The sequence below is a fragment of the Stenotrophomonas sp. Steno-C17 genome, from assembly GCF_056393165.1.
In genome coordinates, this window is sequence record NZ_JBWJPD010000005.1 from 78,609 (window position 1) to 94,490 (window position 15,882).

Below are 15,882 nucleotides of genomic sequence, written 5' to 3' on the forward strand. Positions count from 1 at the left end.
TCTACGGGCATTGCGGCATGGCGTTACACCCAGTCGCGCGGCACCAGGTAATCGGCCAGGCGTGCCTCGGCGCTGCCGGCTTCCGGGGTGAACCCGTATTCCCAGCGCACGCGCGGCGGCAGGCTCATCAGGATGCTTTCGCTGCGGCCACCGCTCTGCAACCCGAACAGGGTGCCGCGGTCGTAGACCAGGTTGAATTCCACGTAGCGGCCGCGACGGTACAGCTGGAACTCGCGTTCGCGTTCGCCGTAGGCGGCATCCTTGCGGCGCTGCACGATCGGCAGGTAGGCCTGCAGGAAACCATCGCCCACCGCGCGCAGGTAGTCGAAATCGCGTTCGAAATCGCCGTGCAGGTCGTCGAAGAACAGCCCGCCCACGCCGCGCGTTTCGTTGCGATGCCGCAGGAAGAAGTACTCGTCGCACCAGCGCTTGTGGGCGGGGTAGCGTTCTTCACCGAACGGCGCGCACAGGTCGCGGGCCACGCCGTGCCAGTGCTGCACGTCTTCGTCCTGCGGGTAGAACGGGGTCAGGTCGAAGCCGCCACCGAACCAGCTGGCCACCACTTCGCCGTCGCGCTGCGCCTGGAAGAAGCGCACGTTGGCATGGGTGGTGGGCACGTGGGGATTGAGCGGATGGAACACCAGCGACACACCGGTGGCGCGCCAGGACGCGCCGGCCAGTTCCGGCCGGTTGGCCGAGGCCGACGGCGGCAGGCGGCTGCCACACACATCGGAAAAGCCGATGCCGGCCTGCTCGAACACGGCGCCATCGCGCAGCACGCGGGTGCGTCCGCCACCGCCCTCGGCACGCTGCCACAGGTCTTCCTGGAAGCGCGCGCTGCCATCGGCGGCTTCGATCGCCGCACAGATGCGGTCCTGCAGGTCGGTCAGGTAGGCGCGCACGCGCTCGAATTCGTTCATGCCGCGTACTTTACCGCAGCGCCCGCGCGGGAAAGCTCCCTCATTGCTTGTGATTGGGGGTGCGCGGGGTCGGTCCGCTCCGGTCCTCGCCTGCGGCCTGCTCCTCCACAGCACGCTCCAGAGCCTGCCCGAACTGCAGCAACCCCCAGTTGCGGGTTGCCAGCACGTCACACGCCACGTGGCGGCCACTGCCATCGGCCTCGCAGACAGCCTCAAGCATGGGGCGGACGTCCACACTGCTGCTGTTTTCCATCAGGCTGACCAGATTCTCGCAGCCTTCGCGGATGCCGGCCTCGCAGACCTTCCGGTAGTGCTGGCTGGCCTCGACCCACTTCCCACCCAACGCGGCGCGGCTGCCCAGCACATTGCAGCCCTGCATCCTGCCAGCGGCGCAGCAGGCTTCGGCTTCGCCATCGATCGACGCGCGCGGGCAATCCAGCGGGAGCGGCACTTCATTGAACACCCGCGGCACGCTGCACTGGGCATGGCCCGGCTGCCGCTGGAAGCGCTCGAAACGCATCGCGTCGTCCAGCCCCAGCAGATCACCGTTGGCCAAAGATTGCAGCATGTAGTCACCCCCTAGCTCGTGGCGCATGCGGATCTGGCCGTCCTGCACACGTGCGCGTACCCGCGAGCCGAAGCCGACGTCCACCATTCCACCGTCGCCGAACGTCAGTTCGTCCAACAGCCCGCCCGAGGCGACGTAATGGCCGCAGGGCACGGCGGTGGCGGCCTGCGGCACCAGGTCCGCGCCCAACTGCAGCAGTGCAGCCGCCTGCCGACAGGACGTCTCGTCGCCGCCGTCGCAGGCGACCTGCAGGGCCGCGCGGCCTTCCTGCAGGTGGCCGGCGGTCCACTGCAGCTTGGCGACATCGCCGCAGAAACCACTTTCACCCACCTGCGTGCACAGCCCCTGCAGGCGCTGCAGTCGCGCGTCGGACAACGGGGGCTTGGCGGCAGGCGAGAACAGTTCGACCATGCTGGCCGCCATCGAGGCTGTGCGAATGGCCACTCCCACTGCCTCGACAAGCTCGGGCCGCGTTTCCAGGATTGCAGTACAGGCGTCGGCGTCCGCCGCAGGATCATCGTCGCGACACTGGCGGGGGAAATCCATTTCCGCCATGGCTTTTTCCATGGTGGCCTGTATCACGGCGATCTGTGCTTCGGTCGGCGTATCGCTGTCGGGAGCCCGGTCCTCTTCGCGGTAGTGCTCAGGCAGGCGCTGGCACAACCGCGGAACGCCCTCGGCGCAGGCCGATTCCAGCGCCGGCAGACTCAAGTCACGGTGGGTGTCGAGGCAGTGCTGGGCATCTGCCAGGCAGCTGCCCGGCGCATGTTCGACCGGGGGCAGGCATGCCGTCGACTGGGTCAGCCGGTAGCGGGTGTTGCCCTGCTGCAGCACGCGACCACCTCGCTGGACGTCCAGCTCAGAGGCCAGGCCGAAGGTGAGATCAACGAGATGGAGTCTGCCCTCAATGCTCTGCACGACGAAAGGGCGATCGGATACGTAGCGGCCTTTCTCAACCCCGCGGTCAGGGCCGTCCACGCGCAGCTGGTTGCCGCCGCCCTCGGCCTCGAAAACGCCGCAGCGTGGCAGACCGGATGCGACGCCGTATTGGGCGCAGAGCAACAGGAACAGCAAGGCGAAGCAGCGCGGAAGCAGGATGCGCGGGGCGAAAGCAGACATTCAGAGGCCAGGGCAGAAAGACGCGAGCCAAGATAGCCAGCCCGATCCGATCCGCAATCAAACCCGCTGGAACGCTTGTCCTGCGGTCACGGTGTCTGCGCTGGGCAGGTCGTTCGCGTCAAAAACGCCCGCAGCCAGCGTTTCAGCGGAACCGCGCGCGGATGTCCGGGCGCAGCAGGCGCCAGCCCAGCCAGCCCTGCAGGCCGGCGAACAGCACCGACGTTCCCAGCAGCGTGAGCGTCATCAGCAGGCGTTGCACCTGCAGCTGCTGCTGCAGGTCCGCATCGTTGGCGGTCAGCCCGATGAACTGGACCATCACCACATCCAGCCACCAGGTGATGACGAAGTTGGCCAGTGCGCTCAAGCCCAGCGCCCACACGAAGGCCCACAGGCCCCAGCGGCGCTCGCGCCACAGGCCCCAGCTGGCCAGGGTGGAGCCCAGGCACAGCAGCGCAGCGATCAGGGACGTCGCCACCGGATGCGCGAGCATCCACAGCAGGCTGCCATCCAGCTGGTTTTCCCAGGCCAGCTTCACCAGCGCCTGCCACAGCGCGGTCGGCGCCAGCACGGCCGCCACCGCGGCCTGGCCCAGGAAGTAGACCACCATCAACAGGCACAGCCAGAACGAGCCCTGTGCCAGCGGTGTGACCCAGCTGTTGCGTGGGGCCGCGGCCGGCGAGGGAAGATCGGGAATGGAGGGAGACATCCGGTGTCCTTGCGCTGCGATGGCGCCCGCCAGGTCAGCGGGCCGTCGCCAGGGCGGCGACCGCCGGCAGGATATGGTGTTCACTCAAGGGTGCCAAGGGCAGGCCGTGCGGCGGCTGCAGCGGCACCCAGGCCAGTTCGGCAATTTCGGCCTGCGCGCGGGGCGTGCCCGCCACCCGTACCCACCAGGCATCGGCCTGCACCCGATGGCCGGGTTCGTTCACCGCCCAGTCCTGGAAGCGGCCCAGCGCGAGGGCCGAATCACGCTGCAGCTGCACGCCCAGTTCCTCGTGCAGTTCGCGCGCCAGCGCGATCAGCGCCGCTTCGCCGGGCTCGGGCTTGCCACCGGGCTGGATGAAGCGCTGGGCGCCGTGCTTGCGCACCACCAGCGCCCGGCCGCGGTCATCCAGGATGACCGCGGCCACGATCTGGATCGTGGCCGCGGCGTCGCTCACTTCAGGTTCTGCTCGAACAGCTTGAGGATGCGCTTGTACTGGTCCAGCCAGGAATCGGCACGGGTGTAGCCGTGGCGTTCCAGCGGGTACGGCGCGATGGACCAGTTGTCCTTGTGCAGTTCGATCAGGCGCTGGGTCAGGTGCACCGAATCCTGGAAGAACACGTTGTCATCCATCATGCCGTGGGCGATCAGCAGGTTGTCCTGCAGGTTCTGCGCGTACTCGATGGGCGAGGACGTGCGGTACGCCTCCGGGTCGATGTCCGGGGTGTTCAGGATGTTGCTGGTGTAGCCGTGGTTGTAGTTGTTCCAGTCCACCACCGGGCGCAGCGCGGCGCCGGCCTTGAAGGTACCCGGCGAACGGAACAGCGCCATGAAGGTCATGAAGCCGCCGTAGGAGCCGCCGTAGATGCCGGCGTGGTCGCGGTCACCCTGCTGGGTGTCCACCAGCCAGTCCAGGCCGTCCTTGTAGTCTTCCAGTTCCGGGTGGCCCATGTTGCGGTAGATGGCCGTACGCCAGTCGCGGCCGTAGCCCTCGCTGCCGCGGTAGTCCATGTCCAGCACGATGTAGCCCTTCTCCACCAGCAGGTTGTGGAACATCTGCTCGCGGAAGTAGGCCGGGTAGCGCTGGTGCACGTTCTGCAGGTAGCCGGCGCCGTGCACGAACATCACGATCGGGTACTTCTTTCCCGGCTCCTTGTGCTCGGGTTCGTAGTACTTCGCCCAGACCACGCCGGCGCCATGCTTGGACGGCACCGCCACCAGCTTCGGCTGCACCCACTCGCGCGCCTTGTACTCGGCCGTGCGGGTGTCGGTCAGCACGCGGGCCTGGCCACCGGCGGTCGGCAGCACCGCCAGCTGCGGCGGCAGGTAGGCGCCGGAATACCGCACCAGCAGCTGCTGGCCATCCGGCGACAGCGAGAAGTCTTCCACGCCGTTCAGGCTGGTCAGCTCACGCACCTGGCGGCTGCCGGTGTCGACGGCACAGACTTCATAGTCGTGCGGGGCCTGCTGGTTGCACAGGAAGTAGAAGCCCTTGCCGTCGGCCGACAGCACCGGCGCGGAGGTTTCCCACTTGCCGCCGGTCAGCGCCTGCGGCTTGGCCGTGCCGGCCTGGGTGTACAGGTGCGAGTAGCCCGATTCTTCCGAAAGCAGCCACAGCGTGCGGCCGTCGGCCATCCAGCCGAAATCGTTGAAGCCCCAGTTGATCCACGCGTTGTCGGTCAGCCGGTGGCGGGTCTGCACGCGGCCGTCGCTGCCCACGCTGACGATCCAGCGGTCCTTGTTGTCGTTGGCGCGCAGCATCACCGCAGCCTGCTGGCCGTCGGCGCTCCAGCGCATGCCGCCGCCCATGAAGTCGCTCATCACCTGCACGCTGCGGTCGCCCTTCAGCGCGTCCTTGCCAGCCTTGCGGCGCAACTCGGCCAGCGGGTCGGTGCCGATGCCCGGCAGGCCCGACAGCGACAGCTTCTGCGCCTTGCCGGTGCGCACGTCCACGAACCACAGGGTGTGCGGCTCGAAGCCGTTGCGGCCGACGCGGGTGCGGGTGTCTTCGCTTTCCTCGTAGCCCGATTCGGTCACGTACAGCGGCATCTTGCTGGTGCGGCCGTCGTCGAAATCCTTGGCCTTGGTCGCCACGATCAGGTGGCCCAGGTCCGGCGACAGCAGGCTGTCGACGATCTCCACATCGGCGCCCAGGTAGACCGGTGCGGCGGCGCGGGTCGGGTCGGCCTGGCGCCAGCGCTGGTCCTGGTCCTTCAGCGCTTCGCGCTGGTCACGGTCGCGGCGCAGGGTTTCCAGGGTGCGCAGCTGCTGGTCGCGCAGCAGGTCATCCTTGGGCTTGCTGGCCGGGTCCTTGTCGGCCTTCAGGCTGGCCACCTGCTGCACGCCGCTGGCGGCGGTCCAGTGGAACCAGTTCTGGCCCACGCGCCAGATCACGCCGTTGTCGGCGGCGAAGTTCACCCCGGCGGCGCGCTCGTTGCTGCGGGTCAGCTGGGTCAACGCGCCGCTGCGCAGGTCGCGCACGAACACATCGCCATTGCGCACGAAGGCGCTGCGGCTGCGGGTACGGTCATAGACCGGATCGGCCACGTCCAGAGTGCCGCGCTGGTCATCGGCCACCTGCGCGGCGGCGCCACCGGCCAGCGGCTGGCGGAAGGTGTCGCGCACCGGGCTGCCATTGCGCTTGAGCTGGTATTCCACCTGCTGGCTGTTCCACGACCACCAGGCCTTTTCCACCGGCGGACCGATCCAGTCCGGGTCGGCCATGGCCTGTTCGATGGTGATGGGCGTGGGCGCGGCATGCGCGGCCGGTGCGGCCAGGATGGCCGACAGCAGGAGGGACAGGGGCAGCACTCGGGACATGGGCGGACGGCACCAGATGAGGAAACCGGGCAAGGGTAGCAGCCGCCCGCGCCGGGGGAGGGGGCCACAGGTCATGGCAGCGGGATTGGCAAAGTGGTGCAACCGGTCGCCGGCCTCGCGCATCCAATCTCCTGAACCCGCATCATCCACCGAACAGGAGCCCGACCATGCAGGAACTCATCCCGATCACCCTCTTCATCTGCATCGCCTATGCGATCCATGCCCTGGCCGATGCGCGCGCCCGCAGCAAGCTGGTCGCCCCGCACGTGCCGGAGGAGGTGATCCGTTCGCTGGCGGTGCTGGAAGAAGAACGCCGCCGCCAGGGCGCGCTGCGCTGGGGCATCAGCCTGGTCAGCCTGGCCGTGGCGATGGGCCTGCTGGAGGCGATGGGCGCGCGCGAGCTGACCTTTGGCGCGGCCGCGGCGCTGGCAGGCAGTGCCGGGCTGGGCCAGCTGCTGGCCTGGCATTTCACCCGTCCGGCCCTGCGCAAGGGCTGAGGCGGGCATGCCACGGGCACAGGGGGCGCCCCGCGCATGAGCCTGCTGGGCGGAGCGCTGGCTGCCTTGCGGGGGCGACGCCGCGACGCCCGCGCGGCGCCCGCCCCGGAGGCCGATGACGACCGCGCGCTGGTGCGGGCGATCATCGACGGCTCACAACCGGCGTTCGCGCAGCTGGTGCAGGCCCATCAGCGCACCTGCGCGCACGTGATCGGGCGCATGATCGGCGACCGCGACCAGGTGGCCGACCTGCTGCAGGAAACCTTCCTGGCCGTGTTCCGCCAGCTGCACCGCTTCCGCTTTGAATCCTCGCTGCGCACCTGGGTTTCGCGGGTGGCCTACACCACGGCGCTGCAGTACCTGCGCCGGCGGCGTCTGGAGGCGCTGTGGATGGTGGCGGTGGAGGTGCCGGAGGAGCTGGGCGTGGGTGACGAAGGCCCCGGCCCGGCGGAACTGAGCGAGGCGCTGCAGGCCGGGCGCCAGCTGGGCGCGGCACTGGAGCGCTTGAGTGCGCCGCAACGGCTGATCGTGGGCCTGCACTACCTGGAGGATTTCGACCTGGCCGAGATCGAGCAGGTGACCGGGTTGCCACGCGGTACCATCAAGAGCCACCTGTACCGCGCACGGCAGACCCTGAAGCAGGAGCTGACCCGACGCGCCACCGCCGGAGAGCTGCTGTGAGCGAAGCCAACGACCCCCGCGATGCCGATGCGCGCGCGCTGTCGCAGGCGCTGCGCGAGCAGGAAGCAGCGGCGCCCGACGTGAGCGAGGCGCTGCAGCAGCGGCTGCAGGCGGAAACCCGCGACAGTGGCGTGGGCTACGTGGTGGTACAGGTGCTGCTGGTGTGCGCGTTGCTGGCAGCGGGCGCCTGGTATTTCTGGCGGTGAAGCCCCCGCCGGGCATGGCCCGGCGCTACCCGCACTGGTAGCGGCCGACCTTGGTCGGCGATTTGGGGTGTGCCAACCAAGGTTGGCACCTACCAGGGCGGGTCGGTTGGCGCCCACTTACTGGTAGCGGCCGACCTTGGTCGGCGATTTGTGATGTGCCAACCAAGGTTGGCGCCTACCAGGGCGGGTCGGTTGGCGCCCACTTACTGGTAGCGACCGACCTTGGTCGGCGATTTGCGATGTGCCAACCAAGGTTGGCACCTACCAGAGCGGGTCGGTCGGCGCCCACTTACTGGTAGCGGCCGACCTTGGTCGGCGATTTGCGATGTGCCAACCAAGGTTGGCACCTACCAGAGCGGTTCGGTCGGCGCCCACTTACTGGTAGCGGCCGACCTTGGTCGGCGATTTGCGATGTGCCAACCAAGGTTGGCACCTACCAGAGCGGGTCGGTCGGCGCCCACTTACTGGTAGCGGCCGACCTTGGTCGGCGATTTGGGGTGTGCCAACCAAGGTTGGCACCTACCAGGGTGGGTCGGTTGGCACCCACCAGAGCAGGGCGCCGGTGGCGTCTGCCCCCTGCGACACAGTGAAGCAGCGCGACACCGCGTCGCATCCCAGCGTGGCGATATCTTCCTAAAGTGGTCCGGTATCCCACCCGTACCCGGCAGGAGGCGTCCCTTGGACGCGTTGTTGTTGTCGCGGATCCAGTTCGGATTCGTCATCAGTTTCCATGTGCTGTTCCCCGCCTTCACCATCGGTACCGCCAGCTGGCTGGCCTTCGTTGAATGGCGCTGGCTGCGCACGAAGTTGCCCGTGTGGCGCGACCTGTATTTCTTCTGGCAGAAGATCTTCGCGGTGTCCTTCGGCATGGGCGTGGTCAGTGGCATCGTCATGGCCTTCCAGTTCGGCACCAACTGGCCACGACTGAGCGAAGTGGCGGGCACGGTGATCGGCCCGCTGCTGACCTATGAAGTGCTGACCGCCTTCTTCCTGGAAGCCAGCTTCCTGGGCGTGATGATGTTCGGCTGGGGCCGGGTCTCGCCGCGCCTGCATTTCCTGTCCACCTGCATGGTGGCGCTGGGCACGCTGTTCTCCACCTTCTGGATTTTGTCGTCCAACAGCTGGCTGCACACGCCGGCCGGCTACGAAATGATCAACGGCATCGTGCACCCGGTGGACTGGTGGCAGGTGGTGTTCAACCCGTCCTTCCCGTACCGCCTGGCGCACATGGCGCTTGGCTCCTTCATCACCACCTGTTTCGTGATCGGTGGCGTGGGCGCCTGGTACCTGCGCAAGGGCACGCACGTGGAAGCGGGCCGGCGCATGCTGATCGCCGCCGTGGCGTTCGCCGCGCTGACCGTGCCGGTGCAGATCTTCGTTGGCGACATGCACGGCCTGAACACGCTCAAGCACCAGCCGATGAAGATCGCGGCGGTGGAGGCGCACTGGCATGAAACCAGGGAAGGCGAGGGCGTGCCGCTGGTGGTGTTCGCCCTGCCCAATGAAAAAGAACAGCGCAACGATTTCGAGGTGGCCATTCCCAGGCTGGGCAGCGTGATCCTGACCCATTCGCTGGACGGCAGCTTCGATCCGCTGACTTCCGTGCCGGCCAGCGAGCGGCCGCCGGTGACGCCGGTGTTCTTCGCGTTCCGCATCATGGTCGGGCTGGGCACGCTGATGCTGCTGCTGGCCTGGGTGTCGGCGGTGCAGCTGTGGCGGAAGAAACTGCTGGATTCGCCGTGGCTGCTGCGCGGCTGGAACTGGATGCTGCCCAGTGGCTTCATCGCGCTGGTGTCCGGCTGGTTCGTGACCGAGATGGGCCGCCAGCCCTGGGTGGTGTACGGCGTGCTGCGTACCGCCGATGCCGTGGGCCCGCAGAGTGCGTGGATGACCGCGCTGTCGCTGGCGGTCTACGTGGTGGGCTATGCCTTCGTGTTCGGCTGGGGCATCTGGTACCTGGTGAAGATCCTGCGCCATGGCCCGCAGCCGTATGAGCAGGCACCGTCGCTGGACCACGGCAGCCACACCCCGGCGCGCCCGCTGTCGGCCGCCGATGAACCGCTGGAGGAGCGCTGAGATGGACCTGATGACCTGGCTGCCGGTGGCATGGTTCGCGGTGATCGGCTTCGGCGTGCTGATGTATGTGGTGCTGGACGGCTTCGTGCTGGGCATCGGCATTCTGGCCCCGTTCGCCGAGGACGAGGAGCAACTGGACCTGATGATGAACACCGCCGCGCCCATCTGGGACGGCAACGAGACCTGGCTGGTGCTGGGCGGTGCCGGCCTGCTGGCCGTGTTCCCCAAGGCCTATGCGGTGCTGCTGTCGGCGCTGTACCTGCCGGTGCTGCTGCTGGTGGTGGCACTGGTGTTCCGCGGCGTGGCCTTCGAGTTCCGCTTCAAGGCGCACCGCTCGCGGCGGCTGTGGAGCGTGGCCTTCGGCCTGGGCTCACTGTTGGCGACCTTCGCCCAGGGCGTGATCCTGGGCACCCTGGTGCAGGGCATTCCGCTGCTGGACGGGCGTTTCAGCGGTGGTGCGTTCGTCTGGTTCAGCCCGTTCGCGATGCTGACCGGGGCCGCCTTGGTGGCCGGCTACGCACTGCTGGGCAGCACCTGGCTGATCCTGAAGACCGAAGGGCGCGTGCAGGCACTGGCGCGGCAGCTGACCCGGCCGCTGGTGGCCGCGGTGATCGTGGCGATGGGGCTGGTCAGCAGCTGGCTGCCGTTCCTGCACTCGCGGCTGATGGACCGCTGGTTCAGCGATGGCAACTTCTGGTGGCTGTCGCCGGTACCGCTGCTGACCCTGGCGGTGGCCGCCGCGCTGTGGCGCAGCGCCACCCACCCGCGCCGCGACCTGCCGCCGTTCCTGCTCAGCCTGGGCCTGTTCGTGCTCGGCTTCGCTGGCCTGGTGCTGGGTATGTGGCCCTACCTGCTGCCGCCGTCGATGACCCTATGGCAGGCCGCCGCCCCGGCCTCGTCGCTCGGGTTCAGTCTGGTCGGGCTGGTGCTGTTGTTGCCGGTCATCCTGGGCTACACGGCCTGGTCGTACCGGGTATTCCGCGGCAAGGTACACGCAGGGGCCGGCTACCACTGAGGCGTGGCCCACGGCAGCGGATGGTGACCGCTGCCCGTTGGGGTTTGTGAAACATGTATTCCCTGCGCCGGACGTGCTAGCGTGCGCTCCTTTCCGGCCGCCAGGGGGGCGACCGGCGACGTCCTGGACGGACGCACGGCTGCAGGAATGGGGGGCTGCCGCGCGTCGCCGTAACTGGCTCGTGCCTATTGTTTGCCCATCCAAACATCACCGGTAATGATTGAATTTTCCGTAGTCGACTGGGCTGCCTGGGCACCCGGGCTGACCGAACGTAGCCATTGGATGGGCTGGGCACAGGCGCCGTTCCTGCCGCAGGGCGAGGGCACGCCGGCGCTGGCCGAAATTCCGGCCATGCAGCGGCGCCGCATCGAGCGTCTGGGCCGCATGGCCATCCAGACCGCTTGCTGGTGCGAAGACGGGCAGGGCGCCGACAGCCAGGTGCCGCTGGTGTTCGCCAGCCGCCACGGCGACGTGGCCCGTTCCATGGAACTGCTGGGATCGCTGGCCGCCAACGAGCCGCTGTCGCCCACCGGCTTCGGTCTGTCGGTGCACAACGCGATTGCCGCGCTGTACTCGATCGCGCGCGGCCACCGCGGCAACTACCTGGCCCTGGCCGCCGGCCAGGCCACCGTGGAAGCGGCCTGCCTGGAAGCGGCGGGGCTGCTGGCTGACGGCGCGCCGGAAGTGCGCATCGTGGTCTATGAATCCGCGTTGCCCGACATTTACGCGGAATTCGCCGACGAACCCGACCCGTTCTTCGCCTGGTGCTGGCGTCTGGCGCCAGCAGACGCCGCCGGAACCGGTCTGCGCCTGGCCTGGCAGGCGGCCGAGGGTGAGCCGCAGACGCGCGCAGGCCTGCTGCCGCACGCGCTGGACCTGCATCGCTTCCTGTTGGGCGACGACGCCACCCTGGAGCATGTCAGCCAGGGCCAGCGCTGGTGCTGGAGCCGCCGTGTCTGAGGCGCTGCGCCGCCTCGATCACGCCTGGCGGGTGTTCGGCACCGGCCTGAGCTTTGCTGCCTTCGGCGTGGGCGGGCTGCTGCTGGGCGTGTTCGTGATGCCGCTGCTGCTGCTGATGCGCGACCCGGTGGCGCGGCGGCGGCGTGCGCGGCGGGTGGTGCAGGGGGCGTTCGCCAGCCACGTCTGGCTGATGTGCCGGCTGGGGGTGATGACCCTGCAGGTGGACGGGCGCGAGCGCCTGCAGCGTGACGGCCTGCTGGTGCTGGCCAACCACCCCACGCTGATCGACGTGGTCTGCCTGATCGCCCTGCTGCCCAACGCCGACTGCGTGGTGAAGCGGGCGGTGGCCTGCAACCCGTTCATGCGCGGCCCCGTGCGCGCCGCCGGTTACATCGCCAACGACGATGGCGCCGGCCTGGTGGATGACTGCGTGGCGGCCGTGCACGCCGGCGGCACCCTGGTCATCTTCCCGGAAGGCACCCGCACCGTGCCGGGCCAGCCGCTGCGCCTGCAGCGCGGCGCGGCCAACATCGCCGTGCGCGGTCGGCTGGACATCACGCCGGTGCGCATCACCTGCACCCCGCCCACGCTGACCAAGGGCCAGAAGTGGTATCGTGTGCCCTCACGTCGTTTTCACGTTCAGCTGCAGATCGGCGAAGATATCGCGATCGCGCCGTTCCTGGCCGAAGATGACTCGCCGAGGGGGGATGCCTTGGCGGCCCGTCGCGTCACCGACCACCTCACTCGTTATTTCGACCTGTCTGGAGATCCGACCCGTGCAAGCACTTGAGCACGAGATCAAGGAATTGATCATTTCCTCGCTGTCACTGGAGGACATCACGCCGGAGGACATCGATCCGACCGCGCCCCTGTTCGTTGAAGGCCTGGGCCTCGATTCCATCGACGCGCTGGAACTGGGCTTGGCGCTGCAGAAGAAGTACGGTGTCAGCCTCTCGGCCGACTCTGAAGAAACCCGTCGCCATTTCTCCAGCGTGCGCGCGCTCGGCGAGTTCGTCGCCGCCCGCCAGTCGTAAGGCGCAGGAACAGCCATGACCAAGAATGAACTTTTCGAGCGCATCGTCCGCATCCTGACCGACAGCTTCGAGATCGAGCCGGCCCGGATCACCCCGGAGGCGCGCCTGTATGACGACCTGGACATCGACAGCATCGATGCGGTCGACCTGATCGTGCAGCTGAAGCCGCTGCTGGGTCGCAATCTGCAGCCGGAAGCCTTCAAGGCCGTGCGCACCGTGCAGGACATCGTGGATGTCGTGCATGGCCTGTTGCCTGGTCAGGCTGCCGCCTGACCGCAGCGTAGACGGCACGGCCATGGCTCGGGCACGCGTGGTCGTGGTGGCAGCGCTTTCGCTGGCGTATCCGGTACTGGTGTATGCCGCAATGGGGCGCTTCGAGCCCCGCTGGCTGTCGCTGCTGCTGTTCGGCCTGGCGCTGCTGCGCGCGCTGACCACCCGGCAACCGCTGTGGTGGGCCGCCGCCGCCGGTGCCGGCCTGCTGGCCGGGCTGGCCACCGTGCTCAACCAGGCGCTGCCGCTGAAACTGTACCCGGCGCTGGTGAACGTGGTGATGCTGTGCGTGTTCGCCACCAGCCTGCGCTTCGGCCCGCCGCTGGTGGAGCGCCTGGCGCGCCTGCAGGAACCGGACCTGCCACCGTTTGCGGTGGTCTATACCCGTCGCGTCACCCAGGTGTGGTGCGGCTTTTTTGTTTTCAACGGAGGCCTGGCCCTGCTCACCGCGCTGTATGCGTCGGATCGGGTCTGGATGCTCTACAACGGACTGTTGGCGTACGTAATGATGGGCGTGTTGTTTGCAGGTGAGTGGCTGGTGCGGCGGCGGGTGAAGGCGGCACATGCGCATGGCTGACTGGATCGCCCTGGACCGCCTGATGGTGGTGGCGCAGCCGGATCGCCCGGTGGGTGTCTGCAACGGCGTGGCGCTGGACCACCGCGCCCTGCGCCAGCAGGTGCTGGCCTGGCGTGATGCGTTCGCTGCGGCCGATGGCCGCGACTGGGCGCTGTACTTCGACGATGCCATCGCCTTCGCCGCAGCGCTGTTCGGCGCGTGGCATGCCGGCAAGCGCGTGTTCCTGGCCGCCGACAACCTGCCCGCCACCCTGCAGGCGCTGCAGCCGCAGGTCGCTGGCTTTGTCGGCGATGTGTCGGCCGATTACCGGCCGCTGGTTTCCGCTGCCCCCATCGACGGCACGCTGGGCATGCTGGATGAGCGCGCCTGCGAACTGTGCGTGTTCACCTCCGGCAGCACCGGCCAGCCCAGTGCGATCAGCAAGCGCATGGACCAGCTGGCGCGCGAGGTCGATGCGCTGCAGGCCGCCTTCGGTGCGCAGGTGGACGGCGCGCAGGTGCACGGCACCGTGTCGCACCAGCACATCTACGGCCTGCTGTTCCGCGTGCTGTGGCCGCTGGCGGCGGGCCGGTTGATCCAGCCGCGCCGGTTCTTCCACGAAGACCTGGTCGCGACCCTGGCCGCGGCCGACAGCGTACTGGTGGCCACCCCGGCGCACCTCAAGCGCCTGCCCGAGCAATTGGACTGGGCCAGCCTGCATGGGCGCCTGCGCGCGGTGTTCTCCTCCGGCGGCCCGCTGCCCGAAGATGCCGCACGGCAGGTTCGTGGCTGGCTGGGCGTGGCCCCCACCGAGGTGTATGGCAGCAGCGAGACCGGTGGCATCGCCTGGCGCCGCTGGGATACCGACATGCCGCCGTGGCAGCCGCTGCCGGGCGTGCAGTGGCGCATCGAAGAGGACTGCCTGGCGGTGGCATCGGCGCACCTGGAAAGCGCCGACTGGTGGCGTACCCAGGATCGGGTGGAGGCCCTGGCCGATGGCCGCTTCCGCCTGCTGGGGCGTGCCGACCGCATCGTCAAGATCGAAGAGCGCCGGGTGTCCCTGGACGCACTGGAACGTGCGCTGCGCGACGATCCGGAAGTGGAGGACGCGCGCGTGCTGGTGCTGCAGGGGCACCGCGAACAACTGGCGGCGGTGGTGGTACCCACCGATGCCGCACTGGTCGCTGCCGGTGACGGCGCGCGCCGTGCGCTGGGCCAGCGACTGGGCGCACGCCTGGCGCAGGGCCACGATGCGGTGACCCGCCCGCGCCGTTGGCGGCTGGTGCAGGCACTGCCGATCAATGCCCAGGGCAAGGTGACCCAGGCGGCGCTGGCGGCGTTGTTCCAGCCGTTGCTGCCGGTGCCGCAGTGGGACCAGCGCGGCGACGCCAGCGCGACCCTGCGGATGACCCTGGACCCGGCGCTGCGCGCCTTCCAGGGCCACTTCCCGCAGGCCGCGATCCTGCCCGGCGTGGCCCAGCTGGACTGGGCGGTGCGCTTCGGCCGCCAGGCGTTCGCACTGCCCAGCGGGTTCATGCGCATGGACGTGGTGAAGTTCCAGAAAGTAGCGCGGCCCGGCGATGAGCTGACCCTGCAGCTGGACTGGGATGCGCCGCGCGGCGTGCTGACCTTCCGCTACACCTCCCTGCACGGCGTGCATGCCAGCGGCAAGGTGATCCTGACCGATGCGCACTGAGCCGGCGCCGACCGGTAGCGCCTTCGCGCCGCTGGTGGTCATTCCCGTGTACGACCACGAACACGCCATCGGCGCGGTCGTGCAGGGCGTGCTGGCGGCCGGCCTGCCGTGCCTGCTGGTGGATGATGGCTCGTCGCGTGCGTGCGCGGCCGTGCTGCGCTCTTTGTCCACCCAGCCGGGCGTCGATCTGCTGCGGCTGGACCAGAACCAGGGCAAGGGCGGGGCGATGCTGGCCGGCTTTGCCGAAGCGGCCGGGCTTGGCTACAGCCATGTGCTGCAGATCGATGCCGACGGCCAGCATGACACCGGCGATCTTCCGCGCTTCATTGCCGCTGCCCGCGCGCGGCCGCAGGCGGTGATCTGCGGCATTCCCGCCTACGATGCCAGCGTGCCCAAGGCGCGCCTGTATGGCCGCTACGCCACCCATGTCTGGGTCTGGATCAACACGCTGTCGCTGCACCTGCGCGACACGATGTGCGGCTTCCGGGTGTATCCGCTGCCGCCGGTGCTGGCCCTGGTCGGCCAGGAAACCATCGGCCAACGCATGGATTTCGATACCGAAATCATGGTCCGCCTGTACTGGCGGCAGGTGCCGGTGGAGCACCTGGCCACGCGCGTGACCTATCCGGCCGATGGCGTGTCCCATTTCGATGTGTGGCGCGACAACGTGCGCATCAGCCGCATGCACACGCGCCTGTTCTTCGGCATGCTGCCGCGCGCGCCGCGCTTGCTGTGGCGCCGCCTGCGGGGCCAGGGCTGAC

General features: G+C 68.6%; 17 protein-coding genes. 12 read left to right on the plus strand and 5 right to left on the minus strand.

Annotated features, from left to right (window positions below):
- Positions 1–23: 23 nt before the first annotated feature.
- The 5 genes from hemF to AC06FA_RS06365 form a co-directional block, all read right to left on the minus strand.
- Positions 24–920 carry an oxygen-dependent coproporphyrinogen oxidase gene (hemF, locus tag AC06FA_RS06345; protein ID WP_478067568.1) on the minus strand — a complete coding sequence of 299 codons (897 nt, stop codon included), beginning with the start codon at positions 918–920 and terminating at the stop codon, positions 24–26.
- A gap of 40 nt (positions 921–960) precedes the next feature.
- Positions 961–2,607, minus strand: coding sequence for a hypothetical protein (locus AC06FA_RS06350; protein WP_478067569.1), 1,647 nt, complete (start codon positions 2,605–2,607; stop codon positions 961–963).
- A 142-nt stretch (positions 2,608–2,749) separates the two neighbouring features.
- Entirely contained in the window at positions 2,750–3,313 is a 564-nt protein-coding gene (locus AC06FA_RS06355; RefSeq protein ID WP_478067570.1) for a hypothetical protein, read from the minus strand.
- A 34-nt stretch (positions 3,314–3,347) separates the two neighbouring features.
- Complete coding sequence (locus AC06FA_RS06360; protein ID WP_478067571.1) at positions 3,348–3,767, minus strand: NUDIX hydrolase; 420 nt, start codon at positions 3,765–3,767, stop codon at positions 3,348–3,350.
- A complete protein-coding gene (locus AC06FA_RS06365; protein WP_478067572.1) occupies positions 3,764–6,130 on the minus strand; it encodes a S9 family peptidase in 2,367 nt (788 codons plus the stop codon). Before AC06FA_RS06365 ends, AC06FA_RS06360 begins: the two co-directional genes overlap by 4 nt.
- A 167-nt stretch (positions 6,131–6,297) precedes the next feature.
- Between AC06FA_RS06365 and AC06FA_RS06370 the strand changes: the two genes are divergently transcribed.
- From AC06FA_RS06370 to AC06FA_RS06425, 12 genes are all read left to right on the plus strand, one after another.
- Complete coding sequence (locus tag AC06FA_RS06370; RefSeq protein ID WP_108754583.1) at positions 6,298–6,627, plus strand: hypothetical protein; 330 nt, start codon at positions 6,298–6,300, stop codon at positions 6,625–6,627.
- Between the two features lie 36 nt (positions 6,628–6,663).
- On the plus strand, positions 6,664–7,308 hold the full coding sequence (locus AC06FA_RS06375) for an RNA polymerase sigma factor (RefSeq protein WP_478067573.1): 645 nt from the start codon (positions 6,664–6,666) through the stop codon (positions 7,306–7,308).
- The gene (locus AC06FA_RS06380; protein WP_478067574.1) at positions 7,305–7,514 is read left to right on the plus strand and encodes a hypothetical protein; all 210 of its coding nucleotides are present in this window, start codon (positions 7,305–7,307) and stop codon (positions 7,512–7,514) included. The genes AC06FA_RS06375 and AC06FA_RS06380 overlap by 4 nt, the downstream gene beginning before the upstream one ends.
- Before the next feature lie 678 nt (positions 7,515–8,192).
- A complete protein-coding gene (locus AC06FA_RS06385) occupies positions 8,193–9,590 on the plus strand; it encodes a cytochrome ubiquinol oxidase subunit I (protein WP_478067575.1) in 1,398 nt (465 codons plus the stop codon).
- A gap of 1 nt (position 9,591) precedes the next feature.
- Positions 9,592–10,605, plus strand: a complete 1,014-nt coding sequence (cydB, locus tag AC06FA_RS06390; RefSeq protein ID WP_478067576.1) for a cytochrome d ubiquinol oxidase subunit II — start codon at positions 9,592–9,594, stop codon at positions 10,603–10,605.
- Between the two features lie 216 nt (positions 10,606–10,821).
- The gene (locus tag AC06FA_RS06395; protein WP_478067577.1) at positions 10,822–11,565 is read left to right on the plus strand and encodes a beta-ketoacyl synthase chain length factor; all 744 of its coding nucleotides are present in this window, start codon (positions 10,822–10,824) and stop codon (positions 11,563–11,565) included.
- A complete protein-coding gene (locus AC06FA_RS06400; protein ID WP_312707697.1) occupies positions 11,558–12,355 on the plus strand; it encodes a lysophospholipid acyltransferase family protein in 798 nt (265 codons plus the stop codon). Before AC06FA_RS06395 ends, AC06FA_RS06400 begins: the two co-directional genes overlap by 8 nt.
- Positions 12,342–12,599 carry a phosphopantetheine-binding protein gene (locus AC06FA_RS06405; protein WP_005411610.1) on the plus strand — a complete coding sequence of 86 codons (258 nt, stop codon included), beginning with the start codon at positions 12,342–12,344 and terminating at the stop codon, positions 12,597–12,599. The genes AC06FA_RS06400 and AC06FA_RS06405 overlap by 14 nt, the downstream gene beginning before the upstream one ends.
- 15 nt (positions 12,600–12,614) lie before the next feature.
- Complete coding sequence (locus AC06FA_RS06410) at positions 12,615–12,872, plus strand: acyl carrier protein (RefSeq protein ID WP_108751324.1); 258 nt, start codon at positions 12,615–12,617, stop codon at positions 12,870–12,872.
- 22 nt (positions 12,873–12,894) lie between these two features.
- Complete coding sequence (locus AC06FA_RS06415) at positions 12,895–13,446, plus strand: COG4648 family protein (protein WP_108751664.1); 552 nt, start codon at positions 12,895–12,897, stop codon at positions 13,444–13,446.
- On the plus strand, positions 13,439–15,121 hold the full coding sequence (locus tag AC06FA_RS06420; protein WP_478067578.1) for an ApeI family dehydratase: 1,683 nt from the start codon (positions 13,439–13,441) through the stop codon (positions 15,119–15,121). The genes AC06FA_RS06415 and AC06FA_RS06420 overlap by 8 nt, the downstream gene beginning before the upstream one ends.
- Positions 15,111–15,881 carry a glycosyltransferase family 2 protein gene (locus AC06FA_RS06425; RefSeq protein WP_478067579.1) on the plus strand — a complete coding sequence of 257 codons (771 nt, stop codon included), beginning with the start codon at positions 15,111–15,113 and terminating at the stop codon, positions 15,879–15,881. The genes AC06FA_RS06420 and AC06FA_RS06425 overlap by 11 nt, the downstream gene beginning before the upstream one ends.
- Position 15,882: the final 1 nt, after the last annotated feature.

Bases quoted from the DNA above. Each gene is read 5' to 3' on its own strand.
- hemF (WP_478067568.1), bottom strand. From the start codon at position 920: ATGAACGAATTCGAGCGCGTGCGCGCCTACCTGACCGACCTGCAGGAC.
- AC06FA_RS06350 (WP_478067569.1), bottom strand. From the start codon at position 2,607: ATGTCTGCTTTCGCCCCGCGCATCCTGCTTCCGCGCTGCTTCGCCTTG.
- AC06FA_RS06355 (WP_478067570.1), bottom strand. From the start codon at position 3,313: ATGTCTCCCTCCATTCCCGATCTTCCCTCGCCGGCCGCGGCCCCACGC.
- AC06FA_RS06365 (WP_478067572.1), bottom strand. From the start codon at position 6,130: ATGTCCCGAGTGCTGCCCCTGTCCCTCCTGCTGTCGGCCATCCTGGCC.
- AC06FA_RS06370 (WP_108754583.1), top strand. From the start codon at position 6,298: ATGCAGGAACTCATCCCGATCACCCTCTTCATCTGCATCGCCTATGCG.
- AC06FA_RS06375 (WP_478067573.1), top strand. From the start codon at position 6,664: ATGAGCCTGCTGGGCGGAGCGCTGGCTGCCTTGCGGGGGCGACGCCGC.
- cydB (WP_478067576.1), top strand. From the start codon at position 9,592: ATGGACCTGATGACCTGGCTGCCGGTGGCATGGTTCGCGGTGATCGGC.
- AC06FA_RS06395 (WP_478067577.1), top strand. From the start codon at position 10,822: ATGATTGAATTTTCCGTAGTCGACTGGGCTGCCTGGGCACCCGGGCTG.
- AC06FA_RS06410 (WP_108751324.1), top strand. From the start codon at position 12,615: ATGACCAAGAATGAACTTTTCGAGCGCATCGTCCGCATCCTGACCGAC.
- AC06FA_RS06415 (WP_108751664.1), top strand. From the start codon at position 12,895: ATGGCTCGGGCACGCGTGGTCGTGGTGGCAGCGCTTTCGCTGGCGTAT.
- AC06FA_RS06420 (WP_478067578.1), top strand. From the start codon at position 13,439: ATGGCTGACTGGATCGCCCTGGACCGCCTGATGGTGGTGGCGCAGCCG.
- AC06FA_RS06425 (WP_478067579.1), top strand. From the start codon at position 15,111: ATGCGCACTGAGCCGGCGCCGACCGGTAGCGCCTTCGCGCCGCTGGTG.